The 14,215-nt window shown below is 73.6% G+C and carries 15 protein-coding genes; 5 read left to right on the forward strand and 10 right to left on the reverse strand.

The genetic code is table 11. The annotated features are described in order from the left end of the window. Positions 1-107: 107 nt before the first annotated feature. From JQN70_RS05685 to JQN70_RS05700, 4 genes are all read right to left on the reverse strand, one after another. Positions 108-2,162, reverse strand: a complete 2,055-nt coding sequence (locus JQN70_RS05685) for a PhoX family protein (protein WP_204130365.1) — start codon at positions 2,160-2,162, stop codon at positions 108-110. Between the two features lie 102 nt (positions 2,163-2,264). Further along, on the reverse strand, positions 2,265-2,624 hold the full coding sequence (locus JQN70_RS05690; protein ID WP_204130366.1) for a DUF2568 domain-containing protein: 360 nt from the start codon (positions 2,622-2,624) through the stop codon (positions 2,265-2,267). After that, a complete protein-coding gene (locus JQN70_RS05695; RefSeq protein ID WP_204130367.1) occupies positions 2,621-3,202 on the reverse strand; it encodes an NADH-quinone oxidoreductase subunit B in 582 nt (193 codons plus the stop codon). The genes JQN70_RS05690 and JQN70_RS05695 overlap by 4 nt, the downstream gene beginning before the upstream one ends. Positions 3,203-3,210: 8 nt before the next feature. Continuing rightward, a complete protein-coding gene (locus JQN70_RS05700; RefSeq protein ID WP_204130368.1) occupies positions 3,211-3,576 on the reverse strand; it encodes an NADH-quinone oxidoreductase subunit A in 366 nt (121 codons plus the stop codon). 333 nt (positions 3,577-3,909) lie between these two features. Here JQN70_RS05700 and JQN70_RS05705 point away from each other — a divergent pair, with 333 nt between their 5' ends. The 3 genes from JQN70_RS05705 (at position 3,910) to rarD (ending at position 7,938) form a co-directional block, all read left to right on the forward strand. Then, positions 3,910-5,787, forward strand: a complete 1,878-nt coding sequence (locus tag JQN70_RS05705; RefSeq protein ID WP_239110847.1) for a 2-oxoacid:acceptor oxidoreductase subunit alpha — start codon at positions 3,910-3,912, stop codon at positions 5,785-5,787. 17 nt (positions 5,788-5,804) lie between these two features. Then, complete coding sequence (locus tag JQN70_RS05710; RefSeq protein WP_204130646.1) at positions 5,805-6,881, forward strand: 2-oxoacid:ferredoxin oxidoreductase subunit beta; 1,077 nt, start codon at positions 5,805-5,807, stop codon at positions 6,879-6,881. 97 nt (positions 6,882-6,978) lie between these two features. Continuing rightward, complete coding sequence (gene rarD / locus JQN70_RS05715) at positions 6,979-7,938, forward strand: EamA family transporter RarD (protein ID WP_204130369.1); 960 nt, start codon at positions 6,979-6,981, stop codon at positions 7,936-7,938. Here rarD and JQN70_RS05720 read toward each other — a convergent pair whose 3' ends face one another. Continuing rightward, complete coding sequence (locus tag JQN70_RS05720; RefSeq protein ID WP_307835838.1) at positions 7,939-8,634, reverse strand: alpha/beta fold hydrolase; 696 nt, start codon at positions 8,632-8,634, stop codon at positions 7,939-7,941. A gap of 84 nt (positions 8,635-8,718) precedes the next feature. Here JQN70_RS05720 and JQN70_RS05725 point away from each other — a divergent pair, with 84 nt between their 5' ends. Further along, a complete protein-coding gene (locus tag JQN70_RS05725; protein WP_204130371.1) occupies positions 8,719-9,006 on the forward strand; it encodes a hypothetical protein in 288 nt (95 codons plus the stop codon). Between the two features lie 49 nt (positions 9,007-9,055). Here the strand turns inward: JQN70_RS05725 and JQN70_RS05730 are convergent, their stop codons facing one another. Next, on the reverse strand, positions 9,056-9,550 hold the full coding sequence (locus JQN70_RS05730; RefSeq protein WP_204130372.1) for a GNAT family N-acetyltransferase: 495 nt from the start codon (positions 9,548-9,550) through the stop codon (positions 9,056-9,058). Between the two features lie 53 nt (positions 9,551-9,603). On the opposite strand from JQN70_RS05730, the gene JQN70_RS05735 reads away from it, so the two are divergent. Further along, a complete protein-coding gene (locus JQN70_RS05735; RefSeq protein WP_204130373.1) occupies positions 9,604-10,185 on the forward strand; it encodes a DUF8817 family protein in 582 nt (193 codons plus the stop codon). 36 nt (positions 10,186-10,221) lie between these two features. On the opposite strand, the gene JQN70_RS05740 is transcribed toward JQN70_RS05735, so the two are convergent. From JQN70_RS05740 to JQN70_RS05755, 4 genes are all read right to left on the reverse strand, one after another. After that, a complete protein-coding gene (locus JQN70_RS05740) occupies positions 10,222-10,398 on the reverse strand; it encodes a YegP family protein (protein ID WP_204130374.1) in 177 nt (58 codons plus the stop codon). A gap of 158 nt (positions 10,399-10,556) precedes the next feature. Beyond that, positions 10,557-11,585 carry an aldo/keto reductase gene (locus JQN70_RS05745; protein WP_204130375.1) on the reverse strand — a complete coding sequence of 343 codons (1,029 nt, stop codon included), beginning with the start codon at positions 11,583-11,585 and terminating at the stop codon, positions 10,557-10,559. Positions 11,586-11,721: 136 nt separating this feature from the next. After that, complete coding sequence (locus JQN70_RS05750; RefSeq protein ID WP_204130376.1) at positions 11,722-13,035, reverse strand: D-arabinono-1,4-lactone oxidase; 1,314 nt, start codon at positions 13,033-13,035, stop codon at positions 11,722-11,724. Further along, complete coding sequence (locus JQN70_RS05755; protein WP_204130377.1) at positions 13,028-14,191, reverse strand: alanine racemase; 1,164 nt, start codon at positions 14,189-14,191, stop codon at positions 13,028-13,030. The genes JQN70_RS05750 and JQN70_RS05755 overlap by 8 nt, the downstream gene beginning before the upstream one ends. Positions 14,192-14,215: the final 24 nt, after the last annotated feature.

Here is a 14,215-nt window from a genome sequence, read left to right on the forward strand (position 1 = left end):
TCCGACCAATCGGGACGCGTTCACGGCCGCGTCCCGGGTCCATTGTGTGCGACGCGCGGCGTCCACGTGGCCGGGTTCGGGAATCCCGCCCGGCGTGTCTCGCCGGGTCAGGCCCGGTGCACCTGCACCACGCTCGGGCGCGGCCCGCCCCACCGGCCGCGCGACAGCGAGCCGGGCGCGGCGTAGTCGGGGAAGAAGGAGTGCTGGTCGGCCCAGGACCCCTCCTCGCCGGGGTGCTGCACGCAGACGAAGACCGTGCCGGCGCCGTCGCGGTCGTGGACCACCGGCCCGCAGGTCTCGGCCTCGCGGGGGACGGCGAGGAACTGCTCGACCTTGCCGCGGTCGCGGCCCTCGAGGGTCACCCGGTGCAGCGCGTCGCAGTACCCGATGGTCCCCGGCTGGCCGTCGGTGGAGATCCACAGGGCGCCGGTGGAGTCGAACGCGACGTTGTCCGGGCAGGAGATCGGCGAGACCGGGCCCTCGTAGCCGCCGAAGTAGGTCCCCGCCCCGTCCGGGGTGCCGCAGACGAGGAGCAGGTTCCACGAGAAGCGGGTCGACGTGGGGTCGTTCCGGTCCTCGGTGAGCTCGAGGACGTGGCCCTCGCGGTTGGTGACCCGGGGGTTGGCCTCGTCGGCCGGGGCGTTCGCGCCGACCCCGCGGTTCGTGTTGTTCGTGAGCGCCGCGTAGACCCTGCCCGTGACGGGGTTGGGCTGGACGTCCTCGGGCCGGTCCATCTTCGTCGCGCCGACCCTGTCGGCCGCCAGCCGGGTGAAGACGAGCACCTCGGCGACGTCCATCCCGGGCACGCGCGAGCGGCCGTTCTTGACGAGCGGCAGCCACTCGCCGCGGCCGTCGAAGCGCTCGTCCGACGGCAGGGTGCCGGTGCCGTCGATTTCCGCGGCCGGGCTGTCGCCGGTGAACCGGGCGACGTAGAGGTCGCCGCTCGCCAGGAGGGTCTTGTTGTGGGCGCGGGCCGCGCGGCTGCTGCCCCTGGCCATCCGCTTCTCGGAGACGAACTTGTAGACGTACTCGAACCGCTCGTCGTCGCCGGAGTAGGCGACGACCCGGCCGTCGCGGGCGACCCGGACGTTCGCGCTCTCGTGCTTGAAGCGGCCGAGCGCGGTGTGCTTGACGGGCGTGGAGTCGGGGTCCATCGGGTCGACCTCGACGACCCAGCCGAACCGGTTCACCTCGTTCTCGTAGCCCGGCTGGCGGGCGTCGAAGCGCGGGTCGACGGTCCACCAGTTGCGGCCGGTCGCGCTGACCGTCGTCGGGATGCCGTAGCGGGCGTTCTCGGGGGTGGCGGCGGCGACGAAGTACTGGTGGAAGTTCTCCTCGCCGGAGAGCACGGTGCCCCAGGGGGTCGTGCCGCCGGAGCAGTTGTTCTGCGTGCCGAGGACGGTGCGGCCCACCGGGTCGTCCTTCGTGCGCAGGAGCCGGTGACCGGCGGCCGGGCCGGAGACGGTGAACCTCGTCTGCACGTGGACGCGCCGGTTGAGGTGGCTCCCCCGCACGTACTCCCACGGGCGGCCCTCGCCGGAGCGCCGCAGCTCGACGACGCTCAGGCCGTGGGCGGCCATCGCGATGCGCTTCTGCTCCGCGAGCGTGTCCGGGTCGGTCGTCGGGGGGAACATGATCCCCTCGTTCGTGTACTCGTGGTTGACGACCGCGACGGCCCGCCGGCCGTGGCTCCCGTCGAGCTCGATGACGTCGAGGTAGTCGCAGTTGTAGCCGAACTGGCCGAGCTGCGAGCGCTCGCTCTGGTGCTCGGGGTCGAACTCCTCGCTGTGCCGGAACAGCGGGTCGCCCCACCGGATGACCGGCGTCCAGCGCCAGCCCTGCGGGACGGTGAGGGCGTCGGTGGACGCGGGGACCGGGTCGATCGGCGTGAAGCGCAGGCCGCGACCGTGGCCGTGGCCCGGGTGCGCGGCGGCCGCGTCGGCCGTGCCGACCGCGAGGGCGAGGGCCCCGGCGGCGCCGAGCGCGCCGCGGCGGCTGAAGGCGCGCGACGCGACGTCGCGGAAGTACTCGTTGCCGCTGGTGTTCGGGGCGTCGTGGGCGCACTGGTCGCCGCACTTGAGGCGGCAGGTGACCGGGCTGCGCTTGCCGCGGGCGTGGGCGGCGAGGGCGAGGAGCGGGCGGTTCTCGGGGGCGATCGTCATGGTCAGGACGGTAGGAGCGGCCCCCGTCCCGGCGGGCGTCGCCGACCTGAACACCGGGTGACGGTTGCCCGTGGGGACGGTGACGCGCGGGTCAGACGATGGTCAGGACGGCGCGTCGGCCGGACGGTGCAGCACGGTCTGGGCCGCGACGACGGCCAGCCCGGCGATGCCGACGAACCACGCCCACCCGGTCTGCCCGACGGCGAGCAGCCCGAACGCGACCCCGTAGACGAGGACGATGGCGGCCACCGTGCGCGGCCCCTGCGCGAGCCGCAGCCGGGCCTTCGGCGCCATGAACAGCCCCCAGAGGACGAGGACGAGCGCGGTGGCGCCGACGGCGGCGGCCCATCCGGCCGCCCCTCCCCCGGCCGCGTGGTGCGCGAGGGCGCCGACCCCGCCGAAGAGGGCGAGCTCGGTGACGAAGGCGATCAGCGCGAGGAGCGCGAGGGCGGGCGTCGTCACGGCTTGGTGACCAGCCCGCGGGTGACGTCGGCGGCGGTGGCGGCCCGGTGCCCGGCGAAGCGTCCGGCCCGGCGGGCGGCGATGGCCCCGCCACTGACCCGCTCGGCGGCGATCTTCTCCTGGAGCCGGATGATCCCCTGGAGCAGCGCCTCGGGGCGCGGGGGGCATCCGGGCACGTAGACGTCGACGGGGATGACCTGGTCGACGCCCTTGGTGACCGAGTACGAGTCCCAGTACGGCCCACCGGAGTTCGAGCAGGCGCCGAAGCTGATGACGTACTTCGGCTCGGGCATCTGGTCGTAGAGGCGGCGGATGGCCGGCGCCATCTTGTCGGTGACCGTGCCGCTGACGACCATGAGGTCGGCCTGCCGCGGGCCGGGCGCGAACGGGATGACCCCGAGCCGGATGAAGTCGTGCCGGCCCATCGAGGTGGCGATGAACTCGATGGCGCAGCAGGCGAGCCCGAAGTTGAAGACCCACAGGCTGTAGCGGCGACCCCAGTTGAGGACGACGCGCACCGGCTTCGGGGCGTGCTCGCCGACCGGGCCGACGCGCGGCATCGGGAGGTCGACGCTCATCCGGGTGGTCACCGCAGGTCCCAGCGGAGGAGGCCGCGGCGGCCGGCGTGGAGCAGCCCGAGGAGGACGACGCCGACGAAGACGACGACCTCGACGAGCGAGGCGACCCCGAGGTCGGCGTCGCGCAGGACGAGCGCCCACGGGAAGAGGTAGACGGCGTCGACGGCGAAGACGACGTAGAGGAAGGCGAAGGAGAGGTAGCGCACCCGGGACTGCGCCCAGCCGGCGCCGACCGGGTCGACGCCCGACTCGTACGTGGTGCGCCCGACCGGTCCGGCCGCCCGCGGCGCGACGAGCCGCCGGACGACCATCGCGGCGGCGACCAGCAGCACGCCCGCGAGGATCACCGCGGCGGCGGCGAGGTAGCCCTCCATGGTCGGTCAGCCTAGCCGCGTGATGGTTCTCCTGCCGGCCTCGTGCCGGTTCTCGTGCCGGCCTCCTGCCGGGGCCCCCGTGGCGGGACGTCGACCGATCCGGTCCGTTGATGGGGTGTGCGACTGCTCTCGGTTGCTTCCGGATGTGACTCAACCGAGAGCACTCACACCACACCCTCCCGCCCGGACTCTCGGTTGCCCCCAGATGCGACCCGACCGAGAGCACTCACTCGCACCGTGGATACCCATGAGGCGACCCTCACCCGAGACGTAGGATGGAACACGGTGCGCCCACCAGCGCGTTGGGCCCCTCCAGAGCACTCCCGACACCCCATGGGACCACCGTTGACCAGCAAGGCCGTCCAGACCCTCGACCGCGTCGTCATCCGATTCGCCGGGGACTCCGGCGACGGGATGCAGCTGACCGGCGACCGCTTCACCTCCGAGACCGCGGCGATGGGCAACGACCTGTCGACGCTGCCGAACTTCCCGGCCGAGATCCGCGCCCCCCAGGGCACCCTCCCCGGCGTCTCGAGCTTCCAGCTGCACTTCGCCGACCACGACGTCCTCACCCCGGGCGACGCCCCCGACGTCCTCGTCGCCATGAACCCCGCGGCCCTCAAGGCCAACCTCGCCGACGTGCCCCGCGGCGCGACGATCATCGCCAACACCGACGAGTTCACGAAGCGCAACCTCGCGAAGGTCGGCTACACCGAGAGCCCGCTCGAGGACGGCTCGCTCGAGTCGTGGCACGTCCACCCCGTCGCGCTCACCTCCATCACGGTCGAGGCGCTCGCCGAGTTCACCGGGCTGACCCGCAAGGAGAAGGAGCGGGCGAAGAACATGTTCGCCCTCGGCCTGCTCTCGTGGATGTACACCCGGCCGACCTCCGGCACCGAGGCGTTCCTGCAGAAGAAGTTCGGCGGACGGCCCGAGATCCTCGCGGCCAACCTCGCCGCGCTGACCGCCGGCTGGAACTACGGCGAGACCACCGAGGACTTCGCCTCCACGTACGTCGTGCAGCCCGCGCCGATGCCGCCGGGCACCTACCGCAACGTCACCGGCAACACCGCGCTCTCGCTGGGGCTCGTCGCCGCCGCGCACCGGGCCGGGCGCCCGCTCGTGCTCGGCTCGTACCCCATCACGCCGGCGTCCGACATCCTCCACGCCCTGTCGTCGATGAAGCGCCACGGCGTGACGACCATCCAGGCCGAGGACGAGATCGCCGGCATCGGCATCGCGCTCGGTGCGTCGTACGGCGGCGCCGTCGGCGTGACGACGACGTCCGGGCCGGGCATCGCGCTGAAGTCCGAGACCATCGGGCTCGCGGTGTCGCTCGAGCTGCCGCTCGTCGTCGTCGACATCCAGCGCGGCGGGCCGTCCACCGGCCTGCCGACCAAGACCGAGCAGGCCGACCTGCTCCAGGTGATGTTCGGCCGCAACGGCGAGTCGCCCGTGCCGGTCATCGCGGCCCAGACGCCCGCCGACTGCTTCGACGCCGCGATGGAGGCCGTGCGGATCGCCACCGAGTACCGCACGCCGGTCGTCCTGCTCTCCGACGGCTACCTCGCGAACGGGTCCGAGCCGTGGTCGGTGCCGGGGGTCGAGGACCTCCCCGGAGGGCCGGTCGAGCTGGCCTCGGCGCCGAACGCCACGGACGAGAAGGGCGAGCCGGTGTTCCGGCCCTACCTGCGCGACCCCGACACCCTCGCCCGCCCGTGGGCCGTCCCGGGCACCGCCGGGCTCGAGCACCGCATCGGCGGCATCGAGAAGGCCGACGTCACCGGCGACATCAGCTACGACCCCGACAACCACGACCGGATGGTCCGGCTGCGCGCCGGCAAGGTCGCGGGCGTCACCGTGCCCGACCTCGAGGTCGACGACCCGAGCGGCGACGCGCGCGTGCTCGTCCTCGGCTGGGGCTCCACGTACGGGCCGATCGCCGCGGCGACCCGGGTGGTCCGGAACACCGGGGCGGCCGTGGCCCGGGCGCACCTGCGCCACCTCAACCCGTTCCCCGCGAACCTCGGCGAGGTCCTGCGCCGGTACGACCGTGTCGTCGTCCCGGAGATGAACACCGGGCAGCTGGCGCTGCTCCTGCGCGGCACGTACCTCGTCGACGTCCGCACGCACAGCTCGGTCCGCGGGCTCCCGTTCACGACGGTCGAGCTCGCCGACGTCATCTCGTCCACCCTCGAGGAGGTCCGGTGACCACCACCGACCTGGGGATGCCCGTCAGCGGGCTCCAGCACGTCCCGCACCTGCCCGACGACGCGGGCAAGCAGACCAAGCGCGACTTCACCTCGGACCAGGAGGTGCGCTGGTGCCCCGGCTGCGGCGACTACGTCATCCTCGCCGCGGTGCAGTCCTTCCTCCCCGAGCTGGGCCTGCAGCGCGAGAACATCGTCTTCGTCTCGGGCATCGGCTGCTCCTCGCGCTTCCCGTACTACCTCGACACCTACGGGATGCACTCGATCCACGGGCGCGCGCCGGCCATCGCCACCGGGCTCGCGACGTCGCGGCCGGACCTGTCGGTGTGGGTCGTCACCGGTGACGGCGACGCGCTGTCGATCGGCGGCAACCACCTCATCCATGCGCTGCGCCGCAACGTGAACCTGACGATCCTGTTGTTCAACAACCAGATCTACGGGCTCACCAAGGGCCAGTACTCGCCGACGTCGCGGGTCGGGCAGGTCACGAAGTCGAGCCCGCTCGGCTCGGTCGACGCTCCGTTCAACCCGGTGTCGCTGGCCCTCGGGGCCGAGGCGACCTTCGTCGCGCGGGCGATGGAGTCCGACCGCGACGAGCTCAAGGCCGTGCTCAAGGCGGCCGCCGAGCACCGGGGCACGGCGCTCGTCGAGATCTACCAGAACTGCCCGATCTTCAACGACGGCGCGTTCGAGGTGCTCAAGGACCGCTCGCAGCAGGAGGCCCGCATCGTCCGGCTGCGCGCCGGCGAGGCGATCACCGTCGGCGCCGAGGACGACCGCAAGGTGCTCGTCCGGCAGGGGTCCGGGGTCATGAAGTTCGTCTCCGAGGCCGAGGCCGAGACGGGCGAGAAGGGCGCGGTCGTCGTGCACGACCCGGCGCTCGACGACCCGTCGCAGGCCTTCCAGATCTCGCGCCTCGACTCCCCCGAGATGACCCACGTCCCGATGGGCGTCTTCCGGCAGGTCTCGCGCCCGACGTACGACGACCTCGTCCGAGCCCAGGTGTCCGGCGCGGTGGACGCCGCCGGCGGGCCTGCCGGTGACGAGGACCTCGCCGAGCTGCTGCGCGGGCGCGACACCTGGACCGTGGGGTGACCTCCCCGCTCTCCCCGACTCTGTGGGGCCACGTCCGCCCGACACGCCGCGTTTCACCCCCGTCCGGCGGCTGCCACCCCACAAGGTCGGTCCGGGAGTGAGCGCCGAGTCCGACGCGGCTGCTGCGGAGGTCCGCCGGGGCACCGGGTACGGGTTCCTCGCCTACGGCATCTGGGGGCTGTTCCCGCTCTACTTCGCGGCGCTCGAACCGGCCGGGGCCTTCGAGATCCTCGCCCACCGGATCCTCTGGACGCTGGCCGTCTGCGCCCTCGTGCTGCTCGTGCGCCGGGACTTGGCGTGGGTGCGCGGCTTCGTCACACGTCCTCGGCTGGTCGGCGGCATCACCGTCGCCGGGCTGCTCATCGCCGCGAACTGGACGATCTACGTCCTCGCGGTCCTCACGGGGCGGACGTACGAGGCGGCCCTCGGGTACTTCCTCAACCCGATCGTCACGGTGGCGCTCGGGGTGCTCGTGCTGCGCGAGCGGTTGCGTCCGCTCCAGTGGGTGGCCGTCGGCATCGGGGCGCTGGCCTCGGTGTGGCTGGCCGTGGCCGGTGGCGTCGTGCCGTGGATCCCGCTCGCCCTGGCGTTCTCGTTCGGCCTCTACGGGCTGGTGAAGAAGAAGGTCGGCGCCTCGCTCGAGGCGATGCACTCGCTGGCGGCGGAGACGACGGTGCTCGCGCCGGTGGCCGTCGTGGTGCTGTTCGTGCTCGCCGCGCGTGACGAGATCACCTTCGGCGGGCACGGCGGATGGCACACGACCCTCTTGGTGCTGTCGGGTGTCGTGACGGCGATTCCGTTGCTGCTCTTCGCTGCTGCGGCGCGGCGCATCCCGCTGGTGACGGTCGGCCTCATCCAGTTCATCACGCCGGTCCTGCAGCTCGTCGTCGGCGTCACGCTGCTCGGTGAGCACGTGTCCGGGCGGCTGTGGGTCGGGTTCGGCATCGTCTGGGTGGCGCTCGTCGTGCTGTCCTGGGACTCGCTGACGGCGGCGCGCTCGTCGCGCCGGGCCGTGCTCGCGGCCCGCGACCCGGAGTGCCCCGAGCCCACCGTCTGATCAGCCGTCGAGGAACGCGCGGACGGCGACGCTGAACCGCTCCGGCTCGGTGGCGTGCACGAGGTGTCCTGCCTCGATGACGACGAGGCATGCGTCCGGCAGGGTCTGCACCAGCTCGCGGACATGCTCCTGCGGGACGTGGCTGGTCGGTCCTCCGCCGATGACGAGGGTCGGGGCCGCGATGCGGCGCAAGACGTCCGGCCACCCGGGGTCGGGGTCGTCGATCTCCGGGCGGACCTGCTCGACGACGGCCCAGTCGAACGCGAGCTCCCCCGCCGGCCGGGGCGGCAACCCGGGCGGACGCCGGTGCGGGACGCCGACGTCCTCGAGCACGATCCGGCGCACCAGCCGCGGGCGCTCGGCCGCGACCCGGCAGGCCACGAGCCCGCCGAGCGAGTGTCCGACGAGGTCGACGGCCGGCGCACCGAGCACGTCGAGCAGGCCGGCGACGTCCGCCGCCATGAGCGCGATGGAGTAGGTGCCGGGCCGGTCGCTGTCGCCGTGGCCGCGCAGGTCGACGGCGTGCGTCGCCCGGTCCTCGGCGAGCTCGGCGACGACCGGGTCCCAGTCGGCGGCGGTGAGACCAGTCCCCGGCAGGAGGACGACCGGGCACGCAGGACCCGGTGTCGACGGCCGGCGCACGCGCCGGGACAGGTGCACGCGGCCTCCGACGTCGACCCGCTCGATGCTCTCCACGCCCCCGACCCTGCGGCACGCGGCGGACATCGGCAAGGTTGTCCGCCGTGGGCGGAACTGCGCCCATCGGGGGAGGATGACCGGATGGACGACGAGGTCGAGGTCAGCGCGATGGCGATCAACGTGGCCGTGCCGGAACGCCTGCAGTGGACGGACTCCCGGCGCGGCGAGGAGTTCCTGCTGACGACCCTCAACGTCCGGATGCTGCCCGACGGCACGCTGGCCGCGAAGGCCTACGGCCGCCCGACCGCCGGCGGCCGCGGTGCCTACACGTCCTTCCGGCTGCCGGACTCCCCCGGGCTGGCCACCCTCGTCGAGGCCGCCGCCACCACGGCGGCGACGCGCTGGGCGGCCCACCGCGGCCTCGGATGACCCGCCCGCTCCTGCACCGGCGCCGACCCGACCCCGATGGATCACGCCCTCAGCGGGCCGCGAGGCGGCGCTCGTACCAGCTCCCGGGCCGCCCCCCGACGTCGTCGGGGTCGGCGGCCCCGACGCGCACGAACCCGGCCTTGACGAGCACCCGCTGCGAGGCGAGGTTCGCGTCGGAGGTGGCGGCGCGGAGCATCCGCACCCCGAGGCCGGACGCCTCCCGGCAGAGCCGCTCGACCCCGGCCGTCGCGACACCCCGGCCGACGGCCGCCTCGGCGACCCGGTAGCCCACCTCCGCCGTGCCGTCCGCGATGTCCCGCAGGTTGAACCGCCCCAGCACCGAGCCGTCGTCCGCGACGAGCAGGTAGAAGGCGCACACCCCGGCCTCCTGCTCGCCCAGCAGCTCGGCGTGCCGAGCCGCGAACTGCGCGAAGTACTCCTCGCCCCGGTCCGAGACGGAGCGGGCGAAGTACGAGCGGTTCGCCCGCTCGAAGGCGAGGACGGCCGGCGCGTGGTCGGCCCGCAGGCGTTCGAGCTCGGGCATCCTCCGACTGTAGACAGCGGGCGCCGCCGGGCACCGCCGGTCAGAATGGGACCATGCCGGCGCCTCTCGTCATCCCGATGCTTCCCTGCGGGGACATCGACGAGGTCGCCGACCTGCTCACCGCGCTGGGCTTCACCGTGACCTACCGGCAGACCCGGCCCAACCCGTTCGTCGCGCTGGAGGGACACGGGTTCCCGATCCAGTACTACGGGCTCGAGGGGCACGTCCCCGCGGCGTCGCACAGCACCTGCGGGGTCGTGGTCGAGGACACCGGCGCGATGTTCGAGACGCTGGCCGCCGCGCTGCGGGCGCGGTACGGCAGGCTGCCGGTGTCGGGCTTCCCCCGGATCACCCGCCCTCGGCCCCGCAAGAACGCGGGCGGCGTCTCCGGGTTCAGCCTGGTCGACCCCGCGGGCAACTGGATCCGGTTCTTCCAGGCCGGCGCCCCGGACCCGGCCGCCGAGTCGTCCCCGGTGCGCGAGAGCCTGATGGACGCCGTCGTGCTCGCCGACAGCAAGGACGACCCGCAGCAGGCGGCGAAGATCCTCAGGGGTGCCCTGCGGCGCGCCGACCCGTCCGACCCGGCCATCTCCGAGGCCCGCGACTTCCTCGCCGAGCTCGACGAGCGCACCTGACCGGCGACGACCGGGCCTCGGCAGCGCCCGGTGCCGTCACGTCTGGTCGTCGACCGGGGCGCCCGGTGCGTTCGCCTTGACGGAGTCGATCCCGTCGAGTGCCGCTCGCTTGGTCGTGTAGCGCTCGCTCGTGGCGATGATCTCGCCGTTGCCGGCCTTGAGGTTGAACATGAACTGGGTCCCGCTCTTCGTGAGGACGAACTTCGCGGCCATGGCGATCTCCTTCTGCCGACACCTCGACGGCTACTCACCTGACGAGGGGGGCGCCGGCTGATCTCGGGGTGACGACGGAGGTCCGCCGTCGCCGTGAGGAGGGCCGGGCGACGCCGCTGATACGAGCCGGCGTCCGTGGCGTCCCGGCCGGCGACACCTCAGCCGCCCGCGAGGTCGCGGTCGCGCTGCTCGATCCCCATCTCGCCGTACGGGTAGTCGGTGGACCCGAGGTCGCTGGCCTCGTCGAGCGCGGCCTCCTCCTCGGCGGTGAGGTCGAGGTCGACCGACCGCAGGTTGCTCCGCAGCTGCTCGGTCGTCCGGGCCCCGAGGATCGTCGAGGTCACCCCCGGACGGTTCGTGACCCACGAGAGCGCGACCTCGGCCATCGAGACCCCACGGGCCTCGGCGACCCGGTCGACGGCGTCGATGACCCGCCAGGTGCGGTCGCTCCCCCGCCGGTCGTAGGCCTCCATCCCCCGGTTCGGGTCGTCACCGAGGCGCGTGTCGCCGGTGGGCCGCTCGTCGCGCCGGTACTTGCCGGAGAGCCAGCCGCCGCCGAGCGGGCTCCAGGGGAGCATCCCCATGCCGGCGTCGAGCACCGCCGCCACGATCTCCCACTCGATCTCGCGGACGATGAGGCTGTACTGCGGCTGGAGCGTCACCGGCGGGCGCAGCCCCAGCGCGCGGGCGGTGTGCACCGCCTTGGTCAGCTGCCACCCCGTGAAGTTCGAGAGGCCGTAGTACCGGATCTTGCCGGCCCGCACGAACCCGTCGAGCGTGCGCAGCGTCTCCTCGAGCGGGGTGTGGGCGTCGTAGGCGTGGGCCTGGTAGAGGTCGACGGAGTCGACGCCGAGCCGGCGCAGCGAGGCGTCGAGGGCGCGGGTCAGGTGTCGGGCCGACAGGCCGTTGCCGTTGGGTCCCCGGTCGGTGGCGAACCGGCCCTTGGTCGCGAGGACGACGCGCTCGGTGACCTCGCTCGGGCGGTCGGCCAGCCAGCGGCCGATGATCTCCTCGGACGCGCCGCCGGAGTAGACGTCGGCGGTGTCGACGAGCGTTCCGCCGGCCTCGAGGAAGACGTCGAGCTGCTCGTGCGAGCCGGCCTCGTCGGTCTCGGTGCCGAAGGTCATCGTGCCGAGGCACAGCTCGGAGACGGCGCAGCCGCTGTGGCCGAGGGTTCGATAGCGCATGTGCTCGAGGCTAACCCGGGCGTCGATCGCGATGCGTCGCACCGGTGGCGGGGTTGTCGGCTCGTGACGCGGATGTATCCCCGTCCTGAGCCGGTTTCCGCGCCGTCCCGCTGACGGCGCGGGTTCTCCGGCTCGGTCAGTCCCCGAGGAGGTGGCCGACGTGGGCGTTGGTGAAGAGCCGGCCGGGGTCGAGGCGGTCGCGGACGGCGCGGTAGTCGTCGAAGCGGGGGTAGAGCGCCCGGAGCCGCTCGGCGCCGAGGGTGTGGACCTTGCCCCAGTGCGGACGCCCGTCGTGCTCGGCGACGATGGCCTCGAACGCCGCGAACAGCCGCCTGGGGTCCATCCGGTGGTACTGGTGCACCGCGACGTACGCGTTGTCGCGCTCGTACGCGGTCGAGAGCCAGACGTCGTCGGCGCCGATGAAGCGCACCTCGACCGGGAAGGGCACCGGCTCGCCGGTGCGGTCGAACCAGGCGCGCAGCTCCTCGAGCACCGGGACGACCGACGCCCGGGGCACCGCGTACTCGGACTCGACGAACCGCACCTCGCGCGAGGAGCAGAACACCTTCCACGAGTCGTCGGCGAACTCGCGGGCGCCGAGGACGTTGGCGCTCAACCGGTTCACCCGCTTCGTCGCCGCGGGCACCCGCGTCAGCACTCGGTTGACCCCCTCGTAGAGCCGGTTGGCGAGCAGGTCGTCGTCGAGCGTGCGCCGCCACGCCGGCAGCGGCCCCGGCCCCTCCCCCGGCCCGACCCGGTCGTTGCGCTTGAGGAGCACGCGGTCGGTGTGCGGGAACCAGTGCATGTCGACGTGGTCGTGAGCGTCGGCCAGCTCGTGGAGGCCCGCCAGCACCGCCGAGAACGACTCCCCGGACTCGCGCGCGTGCAGCCGGAAGGCCGGGACGCACTGGAGCTCGACCTCGACGACCACCCCCAACGCTCCGAGCCCGACCCGCGCCGCCTCGAAGACGTCCGGCGACTCCTCGGCCGAGCAGCGCAGCACCGACCCGTCGGCCAGGACCAGCGTCAGCCCGCACACCGCCGCCGCGATGCCCTGCAGCCGCACGCCGGTGCCGTGCGTCCCGGTGGCGACGGCCCCGCTGATGGTCTGCCGGTCGATGTCGCCGAGGTTCGGCAGCGCGAGCCCGAGCGCCTGCAGTGCTGGGTTCAGCTGGTGCAGAGGCGTTCCCGCGGCGACGCGCACCCTCATCCGCTCGCGGTCGACCCCGAGCACGCCGCGCAGGCCGTCGATGCGCAGGAGGACGCCGTCGGTCGCCACCAGCGGCGTGAACGAGTGGCCGGTGCCGGCGACCCGCAGGCCCAGCCCCCGCTCGGCCGCCGTCCGCACCGCCCCGACGACACCCTCGGCCGTCGCCACGTCGGTGACGACGGCCGGGTGGGCCTCGACGTTGCCGCCCCAGTTCCGCCAGGTCGCGCCGTCGCTAGCCAAAGTTCCTCCCCTCGCCGCGGTACGTCGGCACGGTGTCGACGAGCTCGCCGCCCCGGACGAGGTGCAGCCGGTCGAAGCGCTCGAGCAGCTCGCCGGCCTTGGCGCCGCGCATCCACACCCGGTCGCCGAGCCGCAGCCCGTCGACGTCGCCCGACACCGGGGTCTGCACCTCCCCGGCCGCCTCGCTCCTCAGCAGCGACCAGCCGCGGCGCACGGGCGCCGGCACGCGCGCCCACCCGGGCTCACCGCTCGCGACGTACCCGCCGCCGAACGCCGTGACGAGCCCGCGCCCCGGCCGCCGGACGACGTCCAGCGCGTAGGCCATCGCCGGCCGGGGGGAGAAGTCGTCGTAGCCGTCGAACAGCGTGGAGGCGTACAGGCCCGACCCGGCCGCCAGCTCGGTGACGGCGTGGTCGCCGCCGAAGGTGTGCAGGCTCCCGGTGCCGCCGCCGTTGACGAACCGCACGTCCGCCTCGGTGCGCAGGGCCGAGACCACCGCCGCGCGGCGCTCGATCAGGTCGGCCACGGACCGCTTCTTGAGCACCCGCACCGGCGGGGAGTCGGGCAGCCCGGCGACCTGGGCGTCGTAGAACATCACCCCACGCACGTCGAGCCCGATCCCCAGCGCCGCCCGCACGACGGCCAGGGCCTCCGCCGGTGTGCGCGTGGGCGACCGCCGCACGCCGAGGTGCAGCCGCCCCACCCGTACCGAGGCGTCGACGTCGAGCGCCACGCCGAGTCCACGGACCCTGTCTCCCAGCACATCCCGCAGGAAGCGCACGTGCTCGACCGAGTCGACGGTGACCGTCACCTCGCGCCGCAGCTCGTCCGACGTCGCCACCTCCCGCAGCGCACCGACGTCCGTCGACGGGTAGGCCACGTAGACGTCCCGCACCCCGGCGCCCGCCAGCCACACCGCCTCCGCGACCGCGTAGGCCATGACCCCCGCGAAGCCCGGCCGCGCCAGCACGTCGGCCAGCACCCACCGGCAGCGCAGCGACTTCGACGCCACCCGGATCGGACGACCCGCCGCCCGCCGCACGAGGTCGGCGGCGTTCGCCTCGTAGGCGTCGAGGTCGAGCACGACGAGCGGCGCCGGCAGGCCCGCCACGGCCGCGTGCCAGCCGGCGGTCACGGCGCCGGAGACGTGTTCCACGCCCCGACCCTAGTGCGACGATGG

Origin of the sequence: Phycicoccus sonneratiae (genome assembly GCF_016887965.1) — a bacterium.
Taxonomy (GTDB): domain Bacteria; phylum Actinomycetota; class Actinomycetes; order Actinomycetales; family Dermatophilaceae; genus Phycicoccus; species Phycicoccus sonneratiae.

Bases quoted from the DNA above. Each gene is read 5' to 3' on its own strand.
- JQN70_RS05710 (WP_204130646.1), top strand. From the start codon at position 5,805: ATGCCCGTCAGCGGGCTCCAGCACGTCCCGCACCTGCCCGACGACGCG.
- JQN70_RS05740 (WP_204130374.1), bottom strand. From the start codon at position 10,398: ATGGCCGCGAAGTTCGTCCTCACGAAGAGCGGGACCCAGTTCATGTTC.
- JQN70_RS05700 (WP_204130368.1), bottom strand. From the start codon at position 3,576: ATGGAGGGCTACCTCGCCGCCGCCGCGGTGATCCTCGCGGGCGTGCTG.
- JQN70_RS05685 (WP_204130365.1), bottom strand. From the start codon at position 2,162: ATGACGATCGCCCCCGAGAACCGCCCGCTCCTCGCCCTCGCCGCCCAC.
- JQN70_RS05735 (WP_204130373.1), top strand. From the start codon at position 9,604: ATGCCGGCGCCTCTCGTCATCCCGATGCTTCCCTGCGGGGACATCGAC.
- JQN70_RS05725 (WP_204130371.1), top strand. From the start codon at position 8,719: ATGGACGACGAGGTCGAGGTCAGCGCGATGGCGATCAACGTGGCCGTG.
- JQN70_RS05705 (WP_239110847.1), top strand. From the start codon at position 3,910: ATGGGACCACCGTTGACCAGCAAGGCCGTCCAGACCCTCGACCGCGTC.
- JQN70_RS05730 (WP_204130372.1), bottom strand. From the start codon at position 9,550: ATGCCCGAGCTCGAACGCCTGCGGGCCGACCACGCGCCGGCCGTCCTC.
- JQN70_RS05695 (WP_204130367.1), bottom strand. From the start codon at position 3,202: ATGAGCGTCGACCTCCCGATGCCGCGCGTCGGCCCGGTCGGCGAGCAC.
- JQN70_RS05745 (WP_204130375.1), bottom strand. From the start codon at position 11,585: ATGCGCTATCGAACCCTCGGCCACAGCGGCTGCGCCGTCTCCGAGCTG.